20 protein-coding genes are annotated in these 24906 nt (G+C 42.7%); 6 read left to right on the top strand and 14 right to left on the bottom strand.

The features are described 5' to 3' along the window. The first annotated feature begins 493 nt into the window (after positions 1-493). Positions 494-1486, top strand: coding sequence for an aspartate-semialdehyde dehydrogenase (locus Q0L00_RS07150; RefSeq protein WP_297336273.1), 993 nt, complete (start codon positions 494-496; stop codon positions 1484-1486). Next, a complete protein-coding gene (locus tag Q0L00_RS07145) occupies positions 1486-2685 on the top strand; it encodes a class I SAM-dependent methyltransferase (protein ID WP_297336187.1) in 1200 nt (399 codons plus the stop codon). Before Q0L00_RS07150 ends, Q0L00_RS07145 begins: the two co-directional genes overlap by 1 nt. 197 nt (positions 2686-2882) lie before the next feature. On the opposite strand, the gene Q0L00_RS07140 is transcribed toward Q0L00_RS07145, so the two are convergent. From Q0L00_RS07140 to carB, 4 genes are all read right to left on the bottom strand, one after another. Continuing rightward, positions 2883-3803, bottom strand: coding sequence for a DUF4249 domain-containing protein (locus Q0L00_RS07140; protein WP_297336186.1), 921 nt, complete (start codon positions 3801-3803; stop codon positions 2883-2885). Beyond that, positions 3803-6169 carry a TonB-dependent receptor gene (locus Q0L00_RS07135; RefSeq protein ID WP_297336185.1) on the bottom strand — a complete coding sequence of 789 codons (2367 nt, stop codon included), beginning with the start codon at positions 6167-6169 and terminating at the stop codon, positions 3803-3805. The genes Q0L00_RS07140 and Q0L00_RS07135 overlap by 1 nt, the downstream gene beginning before the upstream one ends. Before the next feature lie 141 nt (positions 6170-6310). Then, positions 6311-6577 carry a DUF4834 family protein gene (locus Q0L00_RS07130; protein WP_297336184.1) on the bottom strand — a complete coding sequence of 89 codons (267 nt, stop codon included), beginning with the start codon at positions 6575-6577 and terminating at the stop codon, positions 6311-6313. A gap of 115 nt (positions 6578-6692) precedes the next feature. Beyond that, positions 6693-9512 (bottom strand): carbamoyl-phosphate synthase large subunit, encoded by a 2820-nt coding sequence (gene carB, locus Q0L00_RS07125; RefSeq protein ID WP_297336183.1) that lies wholly within the window; start codon positions 9510-9512, stop codon positions 6693-6695. Positions 9513-9705: 193 nt separating this feature from the next. Here carB and Q0L00_RS07120 point away from each other — a divergent pair, with 193 nt between their 5' ends. From Q0L00_RS07120 to Q0L00_RS07110, 3 genes are all read left to right on the top strand, one after another. Beyond that, positions 9706-10389, top strand: coding sequence for a response regulator transcription factor (locus Q0L00_RS07120; RefSeq protein WP_297336182.1), 684 nt, complete (start codon positions 9706-9708; stop codon positions 10387-10389). Then, entirely contained in the window at positions 10386-11639 is a 1254-nt protein-coding gene (locus tag Q0L00_RS07115) for a HAMP domain-containing sensor histidine kinase (RefSeq protein WP_297336181.1), read from the top strand. Before Q0L00_RS07120 ends, Q0L00_RS07115 begins: the two co-directional genes overlap by 4 nt. Positions 11640-11714: 75 nt before the next feature. Further along, positions 11715-14048 (top strand): TonB-dependent receptor, encoded by a 2334-nt coding sequence (locus Q0L00_RS07110; protein ID WP_297336180.1) that lies wholly within the window; start codon positions 11715-11717, stop codon positions 14046-14048. Between the two features lie 56 nt (positions 14049-14104). Here Q0L00_RS07110 and Q0L00_RS07105 read toward each other — a convergent pair whose 3' ends face one another. The 8 genes from Q0L00_RS07105 to Q0L00_RS07070 all read right to left on the bottom strand — a co-directional run bounded on the left by Q0L00_RS07105 (position 14105) and on the right by Q0L00_RS07070 (position 19967). Next, positions 14105-15685 (bottom strand): M1 family metallopeptidase, encoded by a 1581-nt coding sequence (locus Q0L00_RS07105; protein ID WP_297336179.1) that lies wholly within the window; start codon positions 15683-15685, stop codon positions 14105-14107. Between the two features lie 30 nt (positions 15686-15715). Further along, positions 15716-16213 (bottom strand): GNAT family N-acetyltransferase, encoded by a 498-nt coding sequence (locus Q0L00_RS07100; protein ID WP_297336178.1) that lies wholly within the window; start codon positions 16211-16213, stop codon positions 15716-15718. Between the two features lie 413 nt (positions 16214-16626). Beyond that, the gene (locus Q0L00_RS07095) at positions 16627-17322 is read right to left on the bottom strand and encodes a BF3164 family lipoprotein (protein WP_297336177.1); all 696 of its coding nucleotides are present in this window, start codon (positions 17320-17322) and stop codon (positions 16627-16629) included. Then, complete coding sequence (locus tag Q0L00_RS07090; RefSeq protein WP_297336176.1) at positions 17323-17790, bottom strand: hypothetical protein; 468 nt, start codon at positions 17788-17790, stop codon at positions 17323-17325. Beyond that, the gene (locus Q0L00_RS07085; protein ID WP_297336175.1) at positions 17791-18015 is read right to left on the bottom strand and encodes a hypothetical protein; all 225 of its coding nucleotides are present in this window, start codon (positions 18013-18015) and stop codon (positions 17791-17793) included. A 291-nt stretch (positions 18016-18306) separates the two neighbouring features. After that, a complete protein-coding gene (locus tag Q0L00_RS07080; protein WP_297336174.1) occupies positions 18307-18744 on the bottom strand; it encodes a UPF0158 family protein in 438 nt (145 codons plus the stop codon). Between the two features lie 98 nt (positions 18745-18842). Beyond that, positions 18843-19484 (bottom strand): alpha/beta hydrolase, encoded by a 642-nt coding sequence (locus tag Q0L00_RS07075; protein ID WP_297336173.1) that lies wholly within the window; start codon positions 19482-19484, stop codon positions 18843-18845. 3 nt (positions 19485-19487) lie between these two features. Continuing rightward, positions 19488-19967 carry a cytidine deaminase gene (locus Q0L00_RS07070; RefSeq protein ID WP_297336172.1) on the bottom strand — a complete coding sequence of 160 codons (480 nt, stop codon included), beginning with the start codon at positions 19965-19967 and terminating at the stop codon, positions 19488-19490. 120 nt (positions 19968-20087) lie between these two features. On the opposite strand from Q0L00_RS07070, the gene Q0L00_RS07065 reads away from it, so the two are divergent. After that, positions 20088-21431, top strand: coding sequence for a saccharopine dehydrogenase C-terminal domain-containing protein (locus Q0L00_RS07065; protein ID WP_297336171.1), 1344 nt, complete (start codon positions 20088-20090; stop codon positions 21429-21431). A gap of 2 nt (positions 21432-21433) precedes the next feature. Here Q0L00_RS07065 and Q0L00_RS07060 read toward each other — a convergent pair whose 3' ends face one another. Together Q0L00_RS07060 and Q0L00_RS07055 are read right to left on the bottom strand one after the other, a co-directional pair. Beyond that, positions 21434-22501 carry a DUF4249 domain-containing protein gene (locus Q0L00_RS07060; protein ID WP_297336170.1) on the bottom strand — a complete coding sequence of 356 codons (1068 nt, stop codon included), beginning with the start codon at positions 22499-22501 and terminating at the stop codon, positions 21434-21436. After that, positions 22501-24900 carry a TonB-dependent receptor gene (locus Q0L00_RS07055; RefSeq protein WP_297336169.1) on the bottom strand — a complete coding sequence of 800 codons (2400 nt, stop codon included), beginning with the start codon at positions 24898-24900 and terminating at the stop codon, positions 22501-22503. Before Q0L00_RS07055 ends, Q0L00_RS07060 begins: the two co-directional genes overlap by 1 nt. Between the last annotated feature and the right edge of the window lie 6 nt (positions 24901-24906).

Here is a 24906-nt window from a genome sequence, read left to right as displayed (position 1 = left end):
AAATTTTTATCCCTTTTCAGCAATAATTCGGGTTTCCCTAACGATTTTAACCTTCCATTTTATGTTCAAATTCCTACCCATTGTGGAAAAAATCCTCTGCTACACCTAAGCTAATTAGTTCCATTTTTTGTAAGGACAGGACTTCGTCCTAGGTGCCATCTAATCCCCTTCCTTGCATTAGGCAAAGCAGCGGGACAGGAAGGCTTACAGAAAATTCAAACCCATTTGATTGTCCAATTTTACTATCCATCTTACCTATTAAAGACTGGCTCATTTTCAGCAAAAGATAATACACCTTCAAATCGATCCCGCATTAAATGAACTAACACAGTAAATCCAAAAAATCGAGTTAATCAAGTTATAAAAGGTCTAAATCCATCAAAAACCTCGGGGTTGGGGAGCCTCCTCAAGTATTTTTTAAAGGAAAACCCTGAAAATGAAACCTTCTGCCTTACTTTTGTATTTCGATTCATTAACCTATCAAACCCATAAAATGAAAATTGCAGTGGTAGGAGCGACTGGATTGGTCGGCTCCGAAATTCTCGAAGTGCTCCAAGAGCATGATTTCCCATACGATGAACTTTTATTGGTCGCCTCTGAGCGATCCGTTGGTAAGAAAATTGACTATAAGGGCACATCCCACACGGTGATCGGCTTGGCCGATGCAGTAGCCGCAAAGCCTGAAATCGCCATCTTTTCAGCGGGCGGAAGCACCTCTTTGGAATGGGCTCCAAAATTTGCCGAAGCTGGGACCACGGTGGTGGACAATTCCTCAGCTTGGAGAATGGACCCCAGCAAAAAATTGGTGGTCCCTGAAATCAACGCCAAAGAACTGACCCAGGCCGATAAAATCATCGCCAATCCCAACTGTTCTACCATTCAGATGGTACTGGCTTTGGAGCCTTTGCGTCAGCGCTATGGAATCAAGCGAATTGTAGTTTCTACCTATCAGTCTGTGACCGGAACCGGAAAAGCTGCTGTTGATCAAATGATGGCCGAGCGAGCTGGGAATGAAAATCCTCCCATGGTGTATCCGCATAAAATTGACATGAACGTCCTTCCCCATATCGATGTATTTCAAGCCAATGGCTACACCAAGGAAGAGATGAAAATGATCAACGAAACCAAGAAAATTTTCTCCGACGATAGCATTGCCGTGACTGCCACGACGGTCCGTATCCCTACCATGGGAGGACATTCAGAAGCGGTCAATGTAGAGTTTAAAGAAGACTTTGACTTGGATGAAGTGCGAAAGTTACTAAAGGAAACCACCGGGGTAATCGTCCAGGATGATCCGGCCAATTTCGTCTACCCAATGCCGATCACCGCGCACAAAAAAGACGAGGTTTTTGTCGGTAGATTGCGCAGAGATGAATCCCAAGCCAATACGCTCAACATGTGGATTGTGGCGGATAATCTAAGAAAAGGAGCTGCAACCAATGCGGTTCAAATCGCTTCATATTTAGTGAAAAATAAACTCGTTTAATGGATTTCAGCGAATTCTACAGCGTTGATTTCAGACAATTTGTGCAGGATCATCTCGATGAAGATCCTGCACTTTTACTTTTCAAGTACCAGGAAAAAGTTTCTTTTGACCTCAAATTAGCAGTCCAACAGATTTCATCCCGGCAAAAAGCACGCAAAAAACTCCCAAGCTGGGCTGAAAATCCTAAGCTCCTTTTTCCCACTTCCCTTTCCTTAGAACAGAGCTCAAGTGAGCAAACCGCCAGATTCAAGGCCGGAGGATGGAAAGGTGAAATCATGATTGACTTGACAGGAGGTTTTGGAGTGGATTTTTTTTACTTAAGTGAGGGTTTTAATCAAGGGATTTACTGCGAACGGCAGACCGAACTGTTTCAAATCACAAAACATAACCTCAAGCAGTTGGAATCCCAAAAGAACTTCAAGGGCAAGTTCGAATTTGTGGAAGGGGATGGCTTGGAGTTTTTACAAAAGACCCCATTGCATGTTGACTTGATCTATCTCGATCCAGCTAGACGGGGCTCAGGAAATCAAAAGCTCTACAAACTTCAGGATTGCCAACCCGATGTGGTCGGTTCCTGGTCTTTGTTGAAAAGCAAGGGAGATCAGATTCTGATCAAATCTTCTCCTATGCTGGATATTTCTCAGGCTTGGGAAGAACTCCCCGAAATTCAACAAATCATTATCCTTTCAGTAAAAAATGAGGTAAAGGAGCTTTTACTTTCTTGGAAAAAAGAAAATACTTCTAAACAAATTCAAGTAGTGGATTTGGGCGGTGGTTTCCCCTCATTTTCCTTTGATCCAAAAGAAGAGGGAAACGCCGTTTCCCAATTAAGTGAGGCCGAAAACTACTTGATCGAACCGTTGAGTGGGATTTTGAAAGCAGGAGCCTTTACCCTTTTTGCAGCACGATTTGGGCTGAAAAAGCTGGAAAAAAACAGTCATGTTTATACCTGTTCAGCCTTACCCAAGAACTCCATTCCCGCTCGGATTTTTGAAATCATAGAGGAGATCCCCCCGAACAAAAAAGTAATAAAGGCCCTTTTCCCCGCCGGAAAAGTCAATGTGATTTGCCGGAATTATTCGCAAGGAGCCCATGAACTCAAAAAGAAACTCGGGCTAAAAGATGGAGGTGAAGAGTTTCTCATCGGCACAAAAAGTCCAAGTGGGTTTAAGCTTTTTCGGTGTAGGAGAATAAGCTAGCGGCTATGTCTGTTTTTTTCAAGGTTAAAGATGGAAGTAAAACTCAGCTTACCTTAGCTTGAATAACGCCATTGAGATTTCGGGGGAGAGTTTCTTCCCTTGATGAAGCGAAAAAGGCAACACATCCTTGCCCAATCGAGGGGTAAAGTTTCACCCCTATTCCGGAATAGTTTTTTTATCCTGAGCAAGTGAAAATCTCAATCCTCCAATAACATATTCAACACGCGAAGATTGGGGTTTCTTGCCTGCAGGATTCCCATTCCATTTTCGATATTGGAATAGACCAAAACCGGTTGAGAAAGGATATCTCCTCTAGTATCGTTTTGAAGCCCTACTGTCTGTCGATATCGAATAAAAGACTCTGATACATTAGAAAAGCGAATCGCCACTTCCAGCTCTACATCGCGAGGGATGCTGGCGGTAAAAACCAATTCCGAATCCTCCCCGGTAAGTAGCAGATCATCGAAGACAATTCCGCTTTGAAACCAACTATAGGACTCATAGGCAGGATTTACTGGTGTGGGATAAAGGTCTCCTGAATAGAAACTGTAGTCTTCTGAGGTACTTTGTCCGTAGTATTGCCCCGAAAGTTCGTAAAAATTCCGGCTAGGAGGATCATCGAATGTCAGGGCAAATTCAACTAAATCGAAATTAGCCGAAGATTCACTAGGCCCTAAATTTCTATAAGAAATATTTTTAATCGGGACTAACTCAGGGAACTGAACCCTACCTACCACAGATTCAAAACCCGTACGTTTGGCATGTATTTCATAGTTTTCATGCTCTTTTAATTCAAATCCACTCAAGTAATAATAGGCATTGGGCTCGTAAGGTCTGCTCTTGTCGATGAAAGTCATGGGAAAAATCTCCCCCCCACTAGTCTGAAGTTGTACCTGCGCATCGGAAACAATAGGAAACTCATCGTAATCTCTACCTTCCAAAACACTCCTGCTCTCGGTTAGAAATACCTTCAGGGTATCTGTCGGTTCCAACAACGTATTGATCACCAAACGAGGCTCTTGATCCGGGAGCCCCACTTCCAAAAACTGCTCACAAGACCAAAGGGCAGGAAAAAGAATTAAAGGACCGAAGAGTTTGCAACTAAATTTTCTCATCATTAAAAGGTAAACCGGTAAGAAGCTGAGGGAACAATGGGAAATAAACTAAACTGACGCAATAGATTTCGATCAGCTTGGTAATCGTAGCCAATATCCATGTAAAAGGGATTCTGCCTACTGTAAATGTTATACACCGAAATATTCCAAGTACGTCGACCCCATTTCTTATCTTTATGAAAGTTGATTCCTACATCCATACGATGATAGCTCCTCATCTGGAAATTATTCCTCGACTCAAAATAATCGACAAATAAACCTCCATACCGAGTGTAATTATCAATGATCACTGAAGCGGAGTGTTGGTAGCGTTGGGTGGGAACCGTTATGAAATTTCCGGTACCAAAAACCCAGGTTCCTGAAAGATCAATTCTTTCGGACAACTGATGAACTGCAGCCACACTGATGTCATGCCTACGATCGTATCTAAAGGGGAACCATTCTCCAAAATTAATATCATCAAATCTTCGCTCGGTTTTTGACCAAGTATACCCAACCCAACCGGTGGTTTTGCCTAATTTCTTCTGCAAGAGGAATTCTATTCCATAACTCCTGCCCTCTCCCGAGGTCACCTTTTCTTGCCAATCCTCGGTGGTATTCAAAAAGGAAGCGCCATCCTGATATTCAATGACCCCCTGCATATCTTTATAGTAGCCTTCCACACTCAACTCTAGGCCATTTCCCAATTTTTTGAAATAGCCAGCCGCTGCCTGCCAACTTTCCTGTGGACCGATTTGATCGGTAGATGGCACCCAAAGGTCAGTGGGCAATCCCAACCCTGCATTGGTAAGCAGGTGGACGAATTGGGCCATTTGAACATAAGAAGCCTTGATGGATGAGCTCCCATCGATCAGATATCGGGCAGAAAAACGAGGTTGAAAAGAGCTGTAGCTTTTCGTTTGGGCTAAAAACCCGGAAAAATGGATTCCCGTGTTAAATTTGAATCGATCCCCTACCGAGAAGTCATCTTCTAAATAAATTGAAATCTCCTGACTATCCGATGGAGTACCCCCTTCTTGAATCTGGGGACGTTCATTTTCTCTGGATGCAAAAACCCCTGGAGTAAAGCGGTGATTTACCCACATTCCACCCCAGCGAAGGTAATGCTGAGGATTGGGAATAAAATCAAAATCAGCTTTTAAGGCAAAATCCCGAATCCCGGAGAAATAATCTGATGAATACCGATCCACTTGGTTTTCACTTTCGATTGAAGAAATAAAACGTCGGTCATAATCAGAAAAAATCCTAAACTTATATTGAGTAAAAGTTCCTGTAAAATTAGCGAACAGGCGTTGGTTAACCACATGATTCCAACGAACCGCAGCGATCGTATTTCCCCAACCCAATCCGGCTTCTTCCTCACTCTCATTGATTCCACCTTCGGTTTCCCAAGTTGAATTAAACCGGGAGTACCCGATATCCTGACCTCCATAGTAGCTCAAATACAGTCGATTTTTCTGATCAAAAATATGATTCACCTTGGCGTTTAAATCATAAAAATAATATCCAACATCTTCGTCTCCACCGGAAGTACTTTTGATAATGGGTCTTGCGATCATATCCAAATAAGTCCGACGCCCAGAAAACAGAAAGGAAGTTTTATCCTTTTTTATCGGGCCCTCAAGGGTAATTTTAGAAGCGATCAAGCCTAGACTCCCTTCCCCCTTGAATTCTTTCATATTTCCCTCTTTCATGGAAATGTCGATTACCGAAGAAAGCCTTCCCCCATACCGGGCTGGAAATCCCCCTTTAATCAATTCTACATTATTGATGGCACCATCATTAAATACAGAAAAGAAGCCAAACAGGTGAGAGGCATTATATACCGGTACTCCGTCCAATAGGATCAGGTTTTGATCCGGACTGCCTCCTCTAACATATAAGCCAGAAGCTCCTTCCGAACCTGACTGTACTCCCGGAAGCAATTGAATCACTTTAAAAATATCCACTTCACCCATCAAAGCCGGTAGGTTTTTGATTTCACGAATGGGAACTGTAATTGATCCCATTTGGGTACTTTCTTGAATTGGGTCTGAACGCTCACCTTCAATGACCACCTCTTCCATCAGTCCCGATGGAGTTAATTCTACAGCAAGTAAGGTATCCCTTTCCAGCTCAAGAAAAACCAGTTTAGATTCATACCCTACATAGCTGAATTCCAAAGAGACTTCTTTTTCTTGTGAGGAATAACTGAAAAATCCGTAATTATTGGTAATTGCTCCTTTTTGAACCTTTTTATCAAAAACAGTTGCCCCAATCAGCACTTCCCCGGTTTCCTGATCTTTGACTGTTCCACTAAGTGTAATTTTTTGAGCTGTTAAAGTAAAAGTCAAAAAACAAAGTAGAAAAGTTACTAAACTAACTTTCATTAAAATTTACATTATTTATCTGGCAATACTAGTGAAAAACAAGAAGACCTCAATAGCACTGACAAACTTAAAAATTGCAAAAAATGAACACCCTATTCTGAAATTGTATTTATTAGACAATACTTATAAATAAACGAAGACCTAATCCTTCACTTCTTCATAATCCACGTATTCTCCCCCTTCGATATCTTTTTTTCGTTTCTCTTGATGGGTTTTGGGGATGTAATCCACATTTACGCCTTCCTTTGGCCGAGATTGAGCTTGTTGCTCTCTTCGCTGTTGCCGCTCCATTTCAGAAACTTGCTGGGCAAACTTCGCCAATTTAGTCCGCAGAAAATAGCGGACCAGCTGCCCCAGCAACCACCCTACTCCCAAAAGAATTACAACAAATTTTAATAAACCACCCATTTACACCTATTTTTTCTTAGCAGTAGCTTACCCTTCCGAATCCATTGGAATCGGAGGGGAGTCTACTTACAACATCATTTTCTGAATACAGCCTTTGATACAGCTACATTAAGCCTTAGCGGCTGAGGTACAAATTCCGCTCGGAATAAATCTTCAAGAAATAATCATCCATCAGGTCATCAATAAAGTAGATGGCCTCTCCGGTGGATTTCATCTCAGGACCGAGTTCCTTGTTCACATTCGGGAATTTGTGGAAAGAGAATACCGGCTCTTTAATTGCATAACCCTTTTTGTAAGGTTTGAATTCAAAATCGGTCACCTTTTTCTCTCCGAGCATCACCTTAGTTGCATAATTCACATACGGTTCACGATACGCTTTGCAAATAAAGGGAACGGTTCGAGAAGCTCTTGGGTTGGCTTCAATCACATAAACCTTATCATTTTTTATGGCGAACTGAATGTTGATCAAGCCTTGAGTTCGCAGCGCCAAAGCAATTCGCTCGGTGTAAGTTTCGATTTGACGAATCACCAAATCCCCCAAATTGTAAGGAGGTAATACAGCATAAGAGTCACCGGAGTGAATACCCGCCGGTTCAATATGTTGCATGATTCCAATGATGTGGACATTTTCCCCATCACAGATAGCGTCGGCTTCCGCTTCAATTGCTCCTTCTAAGAAATGATCTAAAAGAATTTCATTATTGGGGATATCCTTCAGGACATTGACCACATGCTCTTCGAGTTCTTTCTCGTTGATCACAATTTTCATTCCCTGCCCTCCGAGCACGTAACTGGGACGCACCAGGAGTGGAAAGCCCAATTTTTTACAAAGCTCCAGAGCCTCGTCGGTATTGTGAATAGTCCCAAATTCTGGATACGGCACATTGTTTTCTTTCAAAAGGGTAGAAAACAAGCCCCTGTCCTCGGCCAAATCTAAGGCCTCAAAGCTGGTCCCGATGATTTTGATTCCATACTTATCCAGCTTTTCGGCAAGCTTCAGGGCGGTTTGACCTCCCAACTGCACGATGACACCTTCTGGCTTTTCGTGTAGGATGATTTCGTAAATATGCTCCCAGAAAACCGGCTCAAAATAAAGCTTATCCGATACATCAAAATCTGTGGAAACCGTCTCCGGATTACAGTTGATCATGATGGTTTCATACCCGCATTCTTTGGCGGCCAAAACCCCATGCACACAGGAATAATCAAATTCGATTCCTTGACCGACCCGATTTGGCCCGGAGCCCAAAACCACCACTTTTTTCTTTGGTGTTCGGATGGATTCATTTTCTTCTCCAAAGGAAGAATAATAGTAGGGGGTCTGCGCTTCAAATTCAGCCGCGCAGGTATCAACCAGTTTGTAGACCCGCTTGATCCCCATTTCCTCGTATCGCTTGTTAAAAACTTCACTTTCCATGCAGCCCAAAAGATGTGCGATTTGGCGATCGGCATAGCCTTTTTTCTTGGCCAAATCCATCACTTCAAAAGGGATGGTATCCAGGGTGTACTTGTCAATTTCTGCTTCAAGATGAATCAGCTCCTCAATTTGCTTCAAAAACCACTTGTCAATCTTGGTCAAATCATGGATGGTTCGGAAAGAAATTCCCAGCTTGAAAGCATCATACACGTGAAAAAGTCTATTCCAGCTTGGGTTAGCCAGGGAGTACAAAATCTTTTCCTGGTCCCGGAGTTCCTTTCCATCCGCTCCCAAGCCATTGCGCTTGATTTCAAGTGATTGACAGGCTTTTTGGAGGGCTTCTTGGAAATTCCTTCCGATTCCCATTACTTCCCCCACCGCTTTCATCGATAAGCCGAGCCGCCGATCCGAGCCCTTGAATTTATCAAAGTTCCACCGAGGGATTTTAACAATCACATAGTCTATCGAAGGTTCAAAATAAGCCGATGTCGTGCCAGTAATGGAGTTGGGAAGTTCATCCAAATTATAGCCGATAGCCAATTTAGCCGCAACTTTGGCAATTGGATAGCCTGTAGCCTTGGAGGCTAAAGCCGAAGAACGGGAAACCCTCGGGTTGATCTCAATACCGATGATTTCCTGGTTGTCCGGACTCACGGCAAACTGCACATTACAACCTCCTGCAAAATTACCGATTGAATTCATCATCGTGATGGCATGGTTTCGCATCTTTTGATACACCGTATCAGGCAAGGTCTGAATCGGTGCAACGGTAATCGAATCTCCGGTATGAACCCCCATCGGGTCAAAATTTTCAATGGAACAGATCACAATCATATTCCCAATGTTATCCCGCATTACCTCCAACTCGTATTCTTTCCAGCCTAGGATGCTTTGCTCAATGAGCACTTCATGCACAGGAGAAGCCTGAAGGCCTGCTGAGAGCGCCTTTTCAAAATCCTCGGCCTTTTCCACAAAAGCTCCACCTGCACCCCCTAGGGTATAGGAAGCACGAATAATTAAAGGGAATCCGATTTCTTGAGCGATTTCTTTTCCCTGAAGAAATGAAGTTGCCGTGGCACCTTTACAGACCCCGACGCCGATCTTCTCCATTAAAGCTTTGAATTTCTCCCGGTTTTCCGCCGTATCAATGGCATCGATATCCACACCGATCATTTTTACACCGTAATGCTCCCAGATCCCCGCTTTATCACAATCGATGGCCAGGTTTAATGCAGTTTGACCACCCATGGTCGGCAGAACAGCGTCGATATCCGGGTGGTCAGTCAATATTTTTCGGATTGATTTTTTTTCCAGAGGAAGCAGATACACATGGTCTGCTGTTACGGGGTCGGTCATGATCGTTGCCGGATTGGAATTGATCAACGTCACGGTAATCCCTTCTTCACGCAGGGATCTTGCGGCTTGGGAGCCGGAATAGTCAAATTCGCAAGCTTGACCGATGACAATGGGACCTGAACCGATAATGAGAATGTGCTTGATGCTACTGTCTTTTGGCATTTGAGAGGAGGGTTGAATCGAAAATTTTTACTGATGTCCAAATTGGGGCAAAATTAGAAAATTATTCCAAAGGGACACGGAGAGATCCTGATTAATTGATAAAGAATGTCCCTGGCATACTTCAGAATTGCTTCAAATCTTCCATATACCTTTACAAACGTGTATCTTCCCCAGATCCACCAGCCACATTCCTATGAAAATTCTGATTATTGAAGATAACCCCGAACTGACCCAAAACATGGTCAGCTATCTCCAAGGGGAAAACATCCTTTGCGAAACAGCCTCCAACCTTTTTGATGCCCAGGACAAACTATTGGGATTTCAATACGACTGCATTATCCTGGACCTGATGCTTCCAGATGGTAATGGCTTGGATATTCTAAATTTTATCAAAATCAACAAAATCAGTTCCAATGTACTCATTATTTCGGCCAAAGACTCGCTGGATGACCGGCTCCAAGGCCTTGATGAAGGTGCCGATGATTATTTACCCAAGCCTTTTCATCTTTCTGAACTTTTAGCCCGGCTTCGAGCCATCTATCGACGCTCCCGGTTGGGTGGTTCTGATCAGCTTAATTTCAACGAAATCGTCTTAGATACGGCAATGATCCAAGTCAAAGTCCACCAGAAAATTCTTGATCTCACTAAAAAAGAATTTGACCTGCTCCTATTTTTCATTACGAATAAAAACCGGGTGATCGGAAAAGAAGCCATCGCCCAACACCTCTGGGGAGACTATACCGATGATTTAGCCAATTTTGATTTTGTCTACCAGCATGTAAAAAATCTCCGTAAGAAAATCTCACAGGCCGGGGGCAAGGATTACATCAAAACGGTGTACGGAATCGGTTACAAATTTGATCCCAACATTTCATGAAGCTCATTAACCTACTTACCATTTGGTATATTCTTATTACCATGATTGCGCTTTTTTTGGGGGGACTCTTGATTTTCAAGAAATTTGAGTCCGAAATTGATTTTGAGCTAGGCCGTGAACTCGATCGGCAGATTGATGCTTATGCTAAGCGGATTGAGTCTGGAGCCCCTGCAAATCGATTAATTTATGACAAACTCGAGATTCGGGAAATCCCTTACGATTTGCCACTTGAGGAGTTATACCTCCGGGACACGGTCGCCTTTCACGACCCAATGAATCGGGCTGAAAATCAACTAAAAGCAAGCAAGTCCTACAAAATTGACGGAAAGCACTACCGGATTTCCTACTACAATGTAGTTGTGGAAGCCGAGGATATTACCGAAACGGTGGTGATCACGATGTTTTCGGTATTTTTGATCCAGCTCCTGTTTCTGGGCTTTTTTACGCGGATCGGCTCCAAAAAAATCCTCAGACCTTTTCACCAGACCTTGGATCAGATCCGAAGCTTTAACTTTCAAAAAAACGAGCCCTTGCATCTTCCCAAAAACTCCATTGCCGAGTTTGAAAAACTCAACAGTTTCTTGGAGAAAATGTCTCAAAAACTGCTCAATGATTATCGTCAAATCAAGGAGTTTTCAGAAAATCTTTCCCATGAAATTCAAACTCCATCTGCGATCATTCGGGGTAAACTGGAACATTTGATGAATGAGGATATCAGCGAAAAGCAGGCAATGATGATTCAATCGGTGTACCAAAGCAATGAGAAAATCAATAAAATCGTTCGATCTCTTTCCATGCTGGCCAAACTGGAAAATGAGGAATTTGAGGCTCCGGAAAAAATTGATCTCAGCCCGATTGTAAGCAAGCTCATCGAAGGGATGGAAGAACTGATCGAATTGAAAAATCTGGAAGTAAAAACTCAAATTCAGGAAAATTCCTTGGTGAAAATCCATCCCTTCATCGCCGAAGTTCTCATTCAAAATCTGATCAGCAATGCGATTAAACATAATATAGATGGGGGAAAACTTTATGTGGAACTGAATGATTACAGTCTTCGGATTGAAAATAGCGGCCTAATCCCCGAAAAAGATCCTGAGGAATTTTTTGGCCGTTTTTCCAAAGGAAATAACAATTCTGATTCCATTGGCCTGGGCTTATCCATCGTCAAGCAAATCTGTAGGCGATACAATCTCCGTGCAATCTACCGTATTGAAAACAATCTGCACGTTTTAACGATTTTGTTTAAGTAATTGCTTCAAATTCTCTACAGAATCTCTTTGTATTCTTGTATTGAAAATTAATACAAACCAACTATGCATCTTTTCATGAAGTCTATTTTTCTCAGTGCCCTGTTCGGATTATGCTTTTCGACTGTATTAATGGCACAAGAAAACGCCGTCGAAGGCACCCTGATCGATCAGGAAAATCAAGAACCTTTAGCTTACGTGCAAGTCGCTCTGTTTAAATCTTTAGAGGATTCCAGTCCCGTCGCCTTCTCAGACACAGACGAATCCGGGAAATTTTCGCTTTCGGCCCCCAACGGAACTTATTTTCTGAAAGCCTTTTTCCTTGGTTTTGAGGATTTGGTCGTTCCGGATATTGACTTGAGTCAACCTCAGGATTTAGGGGAGTTGGAAATGGTGAGCGAAAGTGCGGCGCTGGAAGAAGTGGTCGTGCAGACTACAAAAATGCCGGTCAGATCCACCATGGAAGGCATCACGGTCACTCCAGAAAACAATTTGGCCAATGCAGGGGGTACGCTTTTGGATATCCTGAGAAATACGCCATCCATTTCAGTTTCGGAAGATGGCTCGATTTCCCTTCGAGGAAGTACCGGTACCAATATTTTGATTAATGGCCGAAATTCTTCATTAACTCGAAATTTGGACCAGTTACCTGCATCGGCTATTGAGGAGATCAAAATCATCAATAACCCCAATGCCCGATTTGATGCAGAAGCAGAAGGCGGGGTCATTGATATTATTTTGAAAAAAGGACAGGACTTCGGTACCCACGGTAGTCTAGAGGGAACCTATGGGACTCGAAACAGATCCAACATCGGAGGGAGTATTAATCACCGAGGAAAAAAATGGAATGTGTATGGGGGCTATAATTACCGAGATTGGAAAAATGTTGGGGAGCGCACCTCAGTACGGGAGATTTTTGATCGAAATGAAATTCTCGATCAAAGTACCCGAAGCTCCAGCCGCAGGACTGGACATAATGTCAACTATGGGGCAGATTACTATTTTGGAAACAATGTGATCAGCTATGAAGGGGTCTACCAATACGGCATCAACTACCAAACCAATACGCTCTTTGCAGAATTGGACCGAATCATTGACGGGGAACCAGACTCTTTTGACTATGTGAGAAGAAATACCGAAGATGAGTCTGACCAGGGGATTGATAATGCCTTGATCTTTGAACATTCGTTTAAAGAAAAAGGGCACACCCTACGAGCCTTAGTCAGTCAATCTTACACCAATCAGTTCAAAACCCAAAACATTGACATCTTCAGGAATACGTTGAATCCTGATCCAAGCAACCTTAATGGTCAGGAACGGGCCTTCACCGATGAAGTGAGAAACACCTTCATATTCCAAGCCGATTACATCAAACCCTTAGATGAGAACAGAAAAATCGAAGCAGGTTTAAAATCCAATCTACGGAAATTCGACAATGATTACAGCTATGCCCGACTCGATGAGCAAAGTCAGGAATTCGTCGAAGATCCGGCTGTCAGCAATGTATTTCTTTACGAGGATCAGATTCACGCCGGTTATTTCATTTATTCCAATGCCGGTGGAAAATTTGAATATACTGTAGGTTTAAGAGGGGAAATGACCTTTGTCGATACCTATTTAGCCAATACCGACGAACGGGGAGCGCAGGAATATTTCAATTTCTTCCCGAGTGTACAGACCATGTATAATCTCAATGACAACCATTCATTGAAATTTACTTACAGCCGAAGAATTGATCGTCCTACTGCTTGGAGATTGAACCCTTTTCCGGATATCACGGACTCCTTGAATGTACGAAGAGGAAATCCAAACCTTCAGCCTGAAATGATTGACTCCTTTGAGTTTGGACATTTGGCAAACTTTGATAAGTCCAGCTTTGCGACAAACATCTTCTACCGTCATACCGAGGGTCAGTTGGATTACATTACAATCATTGAGGATGGGGTTTCCTACTCGCAGCCAGACAATTTGCTTTCTTCCAGTTCGTACGGGGTGGAGTTTGTTGGAGTCAGCGAAGTCAACAACTGGTATACCCTAAATGGAGGAGTGACTTTATTTAGGATATCGGTAGATGGATCCAATATCGGGGAAGAATTTACCAACTCAGGTTTTTCATGGAATACCAAATTAACCCAAGACTTTAAACTCCCTTATGGATTCAATTTCCAATTGGTGGGTAATTACGAATCCCCAGAAATCGAAGCACAGGGTAGAGATTTATCCCAATATTATGTGGATGCCAGTTTGCAAAAAAGTTTTATGGAAAATCGTGGATCGGTAACCTTAAGTATCCGAGATGTATTTGATACGAGAAGATGGGCGGGATTTGCCAGTACCAATACCTTTAGTCAGGATTTTTACTCCAAAAGAGAAACTAGAATTGCTCTGATCAGTGCCCGGTATAGTTTTTAAAAAAAATTAAAGCCAAACCAACCCTTGAAAGTCCCCTCAGTAGAGTGGGGCTTTTTTTATTTTCTTTCCAGCATTAGCCAAGCTTTGGGATCCACTTCGGGCTCCTCCATGCCCTTTATCAGCACTGGTTTTTCGCCCAACTCGATTTTTTGAATGCCAGCCTCGGTGTTAACTTCCACGGGCAAGGTAAAATTAATTCCTTTTAAACTAACAGACCAGCCTTTCTTTCCTTTCTTCTTCATGACCAACTCAGGGAGCTGGGTGGTATAGAGGTAAAAATCAAAAAACGCATCCAAATCCCGATCCGCATAATTTTTAACAAATTCTGTGAAATCCTGCGTATTGACCCGGTTTTGATATCCAAAGCGCTCATCAGCGACAAAGGCTTTGAGCATAGGGAAAAAGACTTCATCCCCTAATATTCCCCGTAGGGAATGAATCAGCATCGCGCCTTTGCTGTAGATCTCTGGATGGTATGCCTCCTTTTCGGTGCTGTTGGGGGAACTGACCACCGGCCTGTCATGGGGAATATGCCTGGACTCCGCTGCCACTTTTTCAAAATAAGCGTCCTCTCCACCATGCTCCCAATAGAACAACCAGTCTCCATAGGCGGTCAGGCCCTCGTGAATCCACATATCCGCCCAATCCCCTACCGAGATTTTATTGCCAAACCACTCATGGCCAAGTTCATGATGAAGCAGCCAATCGTATTGAGTATCCCCGAGGGGTACAAATTGGAAGTTGTTTCCGTAAGCATTGATGGTCTGATGCTCCATACCCAGATAGGGAGTCTCCACGACGGCGATTTTATCTTCTGGAAATGGATAAGGACCAAAGTACTTTTCATGGGTCCTCGCACTCTCCTCCAAAACCGAAAGCAGAGCTGGTGCTTTAGCCTTATTTTCCTGTAAAACATACACGATCATGGGAATCTGCTGACCGGAAGAAGATTCAAAAAGCATCTCCTGCTCATGAAAAATCCCCACCGTAAAGTTCACATTGTAATTATTGATGGGATAATCGCTTAGCCAATGATAAATTGCCTTATCCCCCTCAAATTTTTCGCTCATCAATCGTCCATTTGCCGCGACGAAATAGGGCTTAGGCACCGTAAAGGTCAATTCAACTCCCTGGCTTGGTTCGCTGGAGGGATGGTCCAATGCGGGCATGAAGATTTTTGCTCCCTCCCCCTGAGAGGAAAGCCCCATCCAGTGATTTCCCAATTGATCTTTTTCCCAAGTAAACCCTCCCGACCAAGGAGGATTTTGTGCGATGGGGGTTTTCCCCAGGTAAACCACTTCCACTTCATTACAGCTACAGTCTACAGGCAAAATATCGAGCACATCGTTTTGATGAAAAAACTCAAGCTCTTTCCCTTCCATCAGCACTTTTTCCACCTCATACTCGTCGATTAATTGCAATCGAAGCGTATCCAGCTTTTCTTTAGCTTCAAACACGATGATATTGGAGCCTTGGATCATTTGCTTATCGGGCAAGATCTCCAGATCAAGCCGGTATTGTAATACCTTAAATTTAGTTTGGAGCGGATCCATCGGACCACCCCAGTCCCAGGATTGAGCCTGCAAAGCAGAAAAACAAAAAAAAAGTAGGGTGATAAAATTCAGGTGTTTTTTCATAGGAGCAAAGAGAATAGCTGTACTTTGAAATTAGTTGTTTTCTAGTCTAAAAAGAATCTCCAAAATATTGACTCCAAAGGTTTTGGATTTCATCTGACTGATTTTTTTGAACCCAAAGTGCTCATAAATTTTAGCTGCGGGCTCCAAGCCCAAGGTAGTATATAAATAGGCCCCTTTGTAGCCTTTTTCCTTGTAAAAATCCATCCATTCCTTCATCAGCTTTTTACCCAGTCCCATTCCCCGATAAGGCTTCTCCAAGATAAAATAGCGGAGCTGAGCCTGCTGATCTTGTCGGTGCATCAAAAGCAGAAAACCCACCATTTTCCCCTGATCTTCCACAATCCAAACCTTATCTCGCTGAGGGTCATACTGTCCATAAAACTCCAATAGGCTATCCATCACATAGGCCTCAAAACCCATCCCAAAGCCATGTTCTTCGGCGTAAATCCGTCCATGTAATTCAACTACCTGACCCAAATCCCCAGGCCTCAATTCATGACGGATCGTAATATTTTCCAATTGATTCATCTTCTTGGTTTAAAAAAGCTTATTGAAACTAAGAAAAATTGATGAAAAACAGAAACAGGCGACTGATTCTGGAAAGTGTTTTTCTAGACTTCGGAATAAATTCATTTCATCGCCGCTGTCTCAAAAGTTAAGGTTGTCACATGGACCACTTGAGAGACGAGAGTCTCGAAACCGAAGGGTCAGGCTGACTTTAAATCGATTTATGAGAAAACCTCTTTTATTTTTCACAATCTCTAATCCAATCAATCGAGAACACAAATTCACCAAAGACTGAGGTAAACCAATTAAAATCTTATCAGATAGGGCTTTGCACAAGATAACAATCAAAAATTCAACCTGTCACCAAAAACTTCTAATCCTGATGCTTTTATCATTGCGAATTTGTTTTAATTATCACTTACAACGAAAACTAATTACAAAAACTCAGAAGGCAAATCAAAAACTGCTATACCGGGGTCTTCATCCGTTGTGATGCCAAATATTTTCTTAAGATCTAAGTCAACGACCATTCCTCTTATTGATATATCCAGATTTAATTTTCCCACCACATCGCCTGAATGTGTCAATATATAAATGGTTTTGGCAACTTCATTTGTCTTTTGTATTTCTTCTTCGTTAAAACCACCATATAAATCATAAATGTATTTATCATCGATATAGACATCCCGATGACCGTATTTGTTTTGTATGTCAAAAATAACCACTGAATTTGCTCCAGAAGGTACTATTTCAAATTTTGGCAGTTCCAGTCTCGGCCCTTCCACTATCGTAAACTCTTTATCGTTGTAGTCAAATATTTCTAGCCTGTCCCGATAGATGCTAGCCTTTACAAATAGTCCAACTTCTCTATTTCCCCTAAACCAGCCCTTATTGATTTCCCCTAAATGATAGTTTACGATAGGATCTGTATAATTTATTAAATGATCAGTATCAGGGATTTTTTCCCAGTTCCCGTACCCTGCTAACTTCTCCCCATCCTTCAAGGAAATTTCCACCAATCGATTTTCGTCTATGGACTTTAGCCCTAAAATGGTACTATTTGTAGCATGAAACATATTATACACTTCATACATCCCTTCTGGCTGCTTATATTGATCAATTCCTAACAATTATGTGTCTGTTAGAGAAAAGTCAGTGAAGGTTTTAGCCATCCCGCTATAAACGATAAAAGTCGAATCATTTTTTCTAGGCTCAACCAAGGTCGCATCCGGAATCTCAAAGGGTCCAAATCCTGATTTCCCTTTCGATGAATGATAGCCTAAGGGTGATTTTTTTAGGATTCGTATAAGTGGGTACTTTGGGTCATTTCGCCTATTTTCTGAAATGATCAAATAATCACCTACTGCATTAATAAATAGGGGATTAATGATCTCAGGAAAATAGAATTTCTCACCTTTAAGATTAAATACCTTATCACTTTTTTCTAGTTCTAAAAATTTGTTTTTTTCACGTTCAAAAGAACAAGAGACAAATAATAATGTAAAAATTAACAATCCCCAATTAGTCACTTTTTTCATAATAAAATGTAAAAATCCTAACTTAGAAAGCCAGGATTTTGGCTTAAAATAACGTTGCATTTACCTGGTACAAGTTACCGCATATCTTGATTCATCAGTTGGCCAATAACCACCTCCCAAATCAGTACAACCTGATGAATTAGATGGGCAACAAATATGGTGTGGCTCACCCATTCCGGAATCATCCTGATCCTCCTGAGCAAATGAAGGATTGATTGAAAAAAAGCCAAAGGACATTGCAAAGACCCCTACACCAAGACCGAATACTTTCATTTTGTTTTTCATAAAAAAATGGTTTGGTTGAAATGATAAATTAAACTAAAAGATATCCTAACCAGATGCGAATAAAAATACAGGGGCGGTGTTTTTTTTTGCAAGCGGTAGCTAGCTTGTGAACGCTGAAAAAACACTTGTTCAGTCAGGACTAAAGGATGATTTTGTTTATAGATTGACATTGATGACACAATAATTCCAGCTTCTGGAGAAGCAGGAAAACCAAGAGTTTCCCTCAAAGCAGAAACTCACCGATTAAGCCCATCATATTTAAAAAAAGCCGCAAGTAATCGCGGCTAATCTTTAATCCTCGGCATAGTTGAAGCTGTCCACTTGCTCCTTGACCCAATCGGTATACTTATCTTTTCTGTACTCATTCCATTCGGATTTGTACTTAGACTCATCGATTAGAAATTTAAAGGCCGTCATGGACTTAGGCTTGGTCAGGGAATTGACGAGCTCCTCAGCTAAATTTCGTTCTTTTACTTTCCGATCGATAAAATCCTGCATGACTTGATGCTCTTGGGCCTGTTCCATTTTGGTAAATTCTGCAAAATTGTCAGGTTCTGCATCGATTTCATCGAGGATATCCTCCTCCTCTTCGGTCAGATCATAATTGAAATAATCCTCATCGTCAGGCATTTGATGAATCTTTTTCTTATCGATCTGATAGAAACAGACCATTCCTTTGAGTAATTGGGCAGCGATGTGTTCTACCTCTTTTTCTGTAAGCGAAAGCATTGGTGGTTTAGAAAATTTTAGGAAAAATAATCAAAGTCAGTTGGGTTACAAATTGTTTTAGCAAAAGCAACAGTAACGCCAAAAATTAACCCAATCAATCATTTTTTGAAAAATTTCTCCAAAATCGCTTCATTTAGCTCATGTCCTCCATCAAAAACAATTTTTTCAGGCCTTTTTCCCAAAATTTCCAGCCAGATTTCCTGTTTTTGAATACTTTCTGAGCTTAGAAATTTATCTCGATTTCCATAAACCATGGTGATGTGTGTGTCAAAAAATTTCTTTTTGGCTCCATCGATTCTCATATCGTGGGCAAATCCTCCCGCCCATAGAATCAAGGTTGAAATTTTTCCCGACCATTGACTGGCCCATCGGCTTGCCGTGGCAGCTCCCTGTGAAAAACCTAACACATGAATTTTAGGGTTTTTCCGATACCCTTTCAATATCTCCTCCATCAACTGGTTCAGGTAGCGATGGTTGTTGGCAATGGCCGTTTCCCGTTCATACTTGGTCATCCAATTGGCTCCCACACGTCCTTCAAAACCAGACAAATACTGGTAGTTTGTTCCTTCTGGGGCCAGAAATAAGCGCTGAGGATGATCAAAAGAGAGAAACTTTCGGATAAAAAACTCGGAGAGTTGCCCGTATCCATGAAAAAGTATCCATAGCTCAGTCTCCTTTCCAGTAGGTTCGTGGGAAAGCGTGTACTGTGCTTGGAAAGGAAATTGAATCGATCTTTTCAAACCTCAACTGGTCAAATCGTCAAATTTCAAGGGCAATAGGTGCTTGATTCCCTCCATTCTATACACCAAACCATCGGGTCTCAAAAACAACATCCGAATCGGTGAGTTAAATCGCTGCTCGACCTCATTGATATTTTGCCTGCAAATTCCACAGGGCGAAACTTTGGCCCAAACTTCATCTCCTTTTCTCCGTGCGGCAATGGCCAATAGTTTCACCGCCTGATCCGGAAAATTAGCTCCTGCATAGCCCAACACCAGTTGTTCGGCACAGACGCCTGCAGGAAAACTCACGTTCTCCTGATTGCTGCTCTGGAGGATTTTGCCGTTTTCCAAAAGCACTGCAGCACCCACTTGAAAATTAGAATAGGGAGCATAAGCGTGCGAGCTGATGGCTTTTGCCTTTTCTAAAACCTGCAATTCCTCTTGAGTCAAATCCGTCAGAGTCAGCACCTCAATTTCATTTGTTTGCGTCAATTTTTCCATTTTTAAGAAGAAGATGGGTGAAATCGAACGGATAAAGTAAGGAAATGTTCGACAAAAGAAGCGCAATTGTCTTTTTTGGGCGGTTTTTATTTTCCATTTTAGCTGATAAACTCGCTCTTTATGCACCGAATTTTGATCATTGGCGCAGGTAAGTCTGCCACTTATTTAATTGATTTTCTTGCCGATACCTGCAGCACCAAGGACCGCAGCTTAACTCTTGTTGACCTCAATCCTGAATTGGCCGAAAAACGTCTTAAATCCCGTAAAAATACCTTTGCCAAAAAACTGAACATGGAGGATTCAGAAAACCGAAGAAGGCTTATCAGAGAGTCTGACGTGGTGATTTCCATGCTTCCTGCCCTACTGCATCCAAGGATCGCTCAGGATTGCTTGGACTTGGGCAAGCACTTTTTCTCTGCATCTTACGAATCCAGGGAGCTTCGCGCCATGCGATCAGAAATTGAAAAAAAAGGATTACTATTTCTCAATGAATGCGGACTTGACCCCGGGATTGACCATATGTCAGCGATGAAAATCATCGATGAAGTCAAAACCACTGGTGAAGAAATCATTTCTTTTAAATCCTTTACAGGAGGACTTTTGGCTCCTGAAAGCGAAGACAATCCTTGGAAATACAAGTTTACTTGGAATCCCAGAAATGTGGTTTTGGCCGGAAAAGGTCTTTCTTGTTATGTGGAGCAGTCCCAGCTCAAATACGTACCCTACCATCAACTATTCCGGAGGATAGAAAAAATCCACGTGGATGGAGTGGGTCATTTCGATGGCTATCCGAATCGGGACAGTCTGGAATACCGGGAAATCTACGGGCTTAAAGGCATACCCACTTTGCTTCGCGGAACGCTTCGAAGGGAAGGCTTTTGCAAAGCTTGGGATATATTTATCCAGTTGGGAATGACAGATGAAAGCCTTAGCTTAAGTTTAGACCAAAACAGTAGCCTGCGCGAATTTCTCAATAGCTTTCTACCCTTCGACCCAAATCGAACTGTAGAAGAAAAATTAAGCGCTCTTATTCCCGACATGGATTACGAGACGTTCGAAAAAATTCAATGGTTGGGTTTTTTCTCCGACCGTAAACTCCCCAAAACCAAAGGAACTCCCGCTGAAATCCTTCAGGCCATTCTTGAAATCGACTGGGCATTAGACCAGAGGGACCGAGACATGATCGTAATGCAACACCTTTTTGAACTCAAAAGCCAATCGGGAATTCGAAAATTGACTTCTAGTTTAGTATGTATAGGAGAAAATTCCGCCTACACGGCCATGGCTAAAACAGTAGGACTCCCCCTTGCCTTGGCTGTGGATTTATTTTTGGATGGAAAGATTCAATCAAAAGGTCTGCAACTTCCTGTCTTACCGGAGATTTATGTTCCGATCCTTCAGCAGTTAGAAAAAGAAGGAATTGTTTTTACTGAAAAAACCGAAAAGCCATCACTAAGGCTTTAAATTCAAGGATTCCAATCCGCCGGAGGGTCAAGCTGGGCTCCCTCTACTACCCGGCAATCGTCTGGTATTATGGTCTTGGGCTGAACAAAGTCAAGTTCTGCCGCATCGATGTAAATTCTGGTAACAGATTCCGCACCGGCGATGAAATAACCCAAAACCACTTCATCCGGATTTTCCAGATTAATCATATTGCTTCGAATTGTTGCAGGGGGAGGATCAAACACGGATCCGCTGATCTCAGTTTGTTGCTTGACCAAGCGTAAAAATCGATAGGCCTCCTGAGAAATGCTGATTTGCCGTAAATCCACCCGATAGGTGTTGACAAATCGCAGCCCATCATCTTCGATGAAACCCACGGGAATCCGAGTGGTCAACCCATTGAAATTGTCATCATTGGCAATGAATATTCCTTGATTTCCAACCGTTTCAGAGCGAAAACAGGTAATGCAACAATCTTTGGGTTGCGGATCCCGGCTGGGATTACTGTCTGAAGGACGTGGAGTAAAAAGATCCGGACGCGTTTCCAACACATAAACGGAAGGTCCATTTCTCCAGAAATAAAAATTATTCTCCTCTGCTGGATCCGAAATTTCAGCTAAGATCTGAACTCCGGACCGGTCATTCTCCTCTCCCTCTACCGGTATGCGAATGGTCTCTACTGCTACAGAATTGATCTGAGGAACGGCATTGACCTGTTCGGGAAAGGAACTGTAAACCGCTCCCTGCGAAGTTTGAATTTGCAAGGTATAGGATCTTCCCACTTCGGTGGCAAAGGTCGATTCGGTAAAATAAGAACCCCGTTCATCGGAATCTTCCTCCAAAAAACTTACCTGCCCCAAATCATCTCTTACAATCACCGTGGCCCCTGTCACCGGCCGGACCAAGCCTTCAAATACCGATCCGTATCGATCGCTTCTGGTCAATCTGACCCGCTGTCTTCCCGGTTCAGAGGTTAGGACTGCCTCCACGGTCAACAGTTGTTCCTCTCCAGGGATTTCTACCTCAAAGGGATCCACACATGCGGTGGAAATCAAGAATAGGGCAAACAAAAATACAGTCAGGTTTTTCATCAGAATGCAATCGAATAACTTAAACTAGGCAGCGGCACACCCAATACCGCCAATCGGTTGGCTTGCGGAGGAGCGCCGGTTTCATCCACAAAAAAGAGGGAAAATGGATTTCTTCGCCCGTACACATTCAAGACTGAAAAGGTCCAATCTCCTTGAGCAAACTTACTTTCTCCCCTGAATTTAAAGTTGACTGAGAAATCCAATCGGTGAAAATCAGGAAGCCGTTGCTCATTTCTCCGATCAAAGTAGGCCAAGGAATTACCCGAATAATCAAATTTGGCTTCAGGGAAGGTCACCGGCCTTCCCGTGCTGTATCCAAATGTGGCTGAAATGGACGTATGGGTACTTACCTTGTAATTTCCGATTAAGGTGAGGTCATGTGGTTTGTCAAAATTGGAAGCAAACCATTCCCCATCATTGATGATCTCCTCCTCGAAAGCAGTGATCACCCGACGTAAACTTCGCGAATAGGTGTAGGAAATCCACCCGGTCAATCTCCCCAGATTTTTTTTGGCATAAAGTTCAACTCCATACGCTTTTCCTTGAGCCGGAACCAGCTCAGTTTCCAGGTAATTTTGCAAGATGAGATTTGCGCCATCCTTGTATTCTACCACATTTTGGATATCCTTAAAATACACCTCGATGGAGGTTTCAAAAATATTCCCTTTGAAATTATTGTAGAATCCGAGTGAATATTGATCGACGATCTGTGGGGCTAAAAATTCATCACTGAGCTTCCAAAAATCTGTGGGAGCAATGGTTGCGGTATTGGAAATCAAATGAATGAACTGATACATTTTGTTGTATCCCACCTTGATCGAGCTGGCTTTGGAAAGAGAATACCGAATCGATCCACGGGGTCCCAGTCCGGAGTAGTCGAAGATTTTTTCCCCTTCTCCGTAGCCCTGCTCACCGATTGCCGATCCATCGGATTTGGCTTGATTCTCGGCATATTGGCGTACGGTCCGAGGGCCCAAATACCTGTACCAATCGTAACGAAGTCCATAAGTCATTCCGATCTTTTCCCCAAGTTCAAATTCGTACTGCACATGTACTCCAGACTCTAGACCGTATTCATTTTGAACTTTTTGGGGTAAAATTCCAGATTCCTGAGAATCCGATGGCACCAATTCCCCTGGCTGGATTCGAAGATCTTTGAACTCTCCCCCGAAAGTGAATTTATGGGTTGGATTGAGCTGATATTGGAAAAATAACTTCCCTCCATAATCCACGATTCCCGAATTCAGATCAAAGTCGCTGATTCCCGATCGGTTGAAAATACTGTAATCGTATTGGGTATAATACCCCAACGCCTCTAGGCTCCATTTTTCGTTGATTTTACTTTTCCACTGCAGGGAATGAGAATTGTTTTGCCAGGAAATGGTCGTGTCTGAGGCAAAAGCGAAATCATCATAAGAAGTATAAAAACTGTAGGTAAATTCATTGGACTCACTGATTGGAGCTGAAATGACCAGGTTCCCATCATAAAAATTCGCCTTGGAATTTCGCAAATCAGGATTGCTCAGCGATTCTAAAAACCAATTGATATAGGAAGCTCTAAATCCTCCGCGGAAGGAGATTTTGTCTTTGACCAAGGGTCCATTCACTCCTATTTTCCCTGAAATATTACTTAACATTAAATCTCCGCCCCAGCGATCAAGCGCTCCGGTTTTGGGTAGAATATCCAAAATCGAAGAGCCTCTTCCCCCAAATCGGGGAGGGATAACCGATTTATACAGCGTTACATCATTCACTACATCCGGGTTAAAAGCAGTAAACAAGCCAAATAAATGGGTGGGATTGTAAATCGGAGCTCCGGCATATTGGATCAGGTTTTGATCAGCACCGCCTCCCCGAACATTAATTCCTGCGGCCGCCTCTCCTACTTGAGAAACCCCGGGAAGGGTAGCCATGGACCGAATGATATCCACTTCCCCCAAAAAAGGAGGAAGCTCTCGCATGGAATTCATACTGAGGGTAATTGCACCCATGTCGGTTGATCGAATATTTTTCTCCGGATCACGACCATAAATGACCACATCATCCAGCTGGAAATCTTCCTGAATCATCCGGATTGAGATCCTCCCATCACCAACGGCAGTAATCGGATAAAGAATGGTCTCATACCCCACAAATCGAAACTCCAAATTATATTCTGCCCGCCTGAGCATTAGCTCAAACCCTCCGTTGAGATCTGTAACTTTAACTTGATTCAATTCGGGAATGGTCACCGTCGCCCCGACCAAAGCCTCTCCGGTAATTTCATCGATTAACCTCCCGGCTATTCGGATGTTTTCCACCTGTCCCACATCACGTCCGATCACTTGTCGCTTGAGGGTTTCCTGCGAATACGCCTGATGAAGATTGAAGAGAAAAAAAAGCAGTAAAAGTTTTTTCATAGCTAT

The sequence above is a fragment of the Algoriphagus sp. genome (assembly GCF_024305035.1).
Lineage (GTDB): Bacteria > Bacteroidota > Bacteroidia > Cytophagales > Cyclobacteriaceae > Algoriphagus.
Note: the sequence above shows the minus strand (reverse complement) of the source record. Positions and strands in the feature narration are given on the sequence as shown.

Bases quoted from the DNA above. Each gene is read 5' to 3' on its own strand.
- Q0L00_RS07150 (WP_297336273.1), top strand. From the start codon at position 494: ATGAAAATTGCAGTGGTAGGAGCGACTGGATTGGTCGGCTCCGAAATT.
- Q0L00_RS07145 (WP_297336187.1), top strand. From the start codon at position 1,486: ATGGATTTCAGCGAATTCTACAGCGTTGATTTCAGACAATTTGTGCAG.
- Q0L00_RS07140 (WP_297336186.1), bottom strand. From the start codon at position 3,803: ATGATGAGAAAATTTAGTTGCAAACTCTTCGGTCCTTTAATTCTTTTT.
- Q0L00_RS07135 (WP_297336185.1), bottom strand. From the start codon at position 6,169: ATGAAAGTTAGTTTAGTAACTTTTCTACTTTGTTTTTTGACTTTTACT.
- Q0L00_RS07130 (WP_297336184.1), bottom strand. From the start codon at position 6,577: ATGGGTGGTTTATTAAAATTTGTTGTAATTCTTTTGGGAGTAGGGTGG.
- carB (WP_297336183.1), bottom strand. From the start codon at position 9,512: ATGCCAAAAGACAGTAGCATCAAGCACATTCTCATTATCGGTTCAGGT.
- Q0L00_RS07120 (WP_297336182.1), top strand. From the start codon at position 9,706: ATGAAAATTCTGATTATTGAAGATAACCCCGAACTGACCCAAAACATG.
- Q0L00_RS07115 (WP_297336181.1), top strand. From the start codon at position 10,386: ATGAAGCTCATTAACCTACTTACCATTTGGTATATTCTTATTACCATG.
- Q0L00_RS07110 (WP_297336180.1), top strand. From the start codon at position 11,715: ATGAAGTCTATTTTTCTCAGTGCCCTGTTCGGATTATGCTTTTCGACT.
- Q0L00_RS07105 (WP_297336179.1), bottom strand. From the start codon at position 15,685: ATGAAAAAACACCTGAATTTTATCACCCTACTTTTTTTTTGTTTTTCT.
- Q0L00_RS07100 (WP_297336178.1), bottom strand. From the start codon at position 16,213: ATGAATCAATTGGAAAATATTACGATCCGTCATGAATTGAGGCCTGGG.
- Q0L00_RS07090 (WP_297336176.1), bottom strand. From the start codon at position 17,790: ATGCAACGTTATTTTAAGCCAAAATCCTGGCTTTCTAAGTTAGGATTT.
- Q0L00_RS07085 (WP_297336175.1), bottom strand. From the start codon at position 18,015: ATGAAAAACAAAATGAAAGTATTCGGTCTTGGTGTAGGGGTCTTTGCA.
- Q0L00_RS07080 (WP_297336174.1), bottom strand. From the start codon at position 18,744: ATGCTTTCGCTTACAGAAAAAGAGGTAGAACACATCGCTGCCCAATTA.
- Q0L00_RS07070 (WP_297336172.1), bottom strand. From the start codon at position 19,967: ATGGAAAAATTGACGCAAACAAATGAAATTGAGGTGCTGACTCTGACG.
- Q0L00_RS07065 (WP_297336171.1), top strand. From the start codon at position 20,088: ATGCACCGAATTTTGATCATTGGCGCAGGTAAGTCTGCCACTTATTTA.
- Q0L00_RS07060 (WP_297336170.1), bottom strand. From the start codon at position 22,501: ATGAAAAACCTGACTGTATTTTTGTTTGCCCTATTCTTGATTTCCACC.
- Q0L00_RS07055 (WP_297336169.1), bottom strand. From the start codon at position 24,900: ATGAAAAAACTTTTACTGCTTTTTTTTCTCTTCAATCTTCATCAGGCG.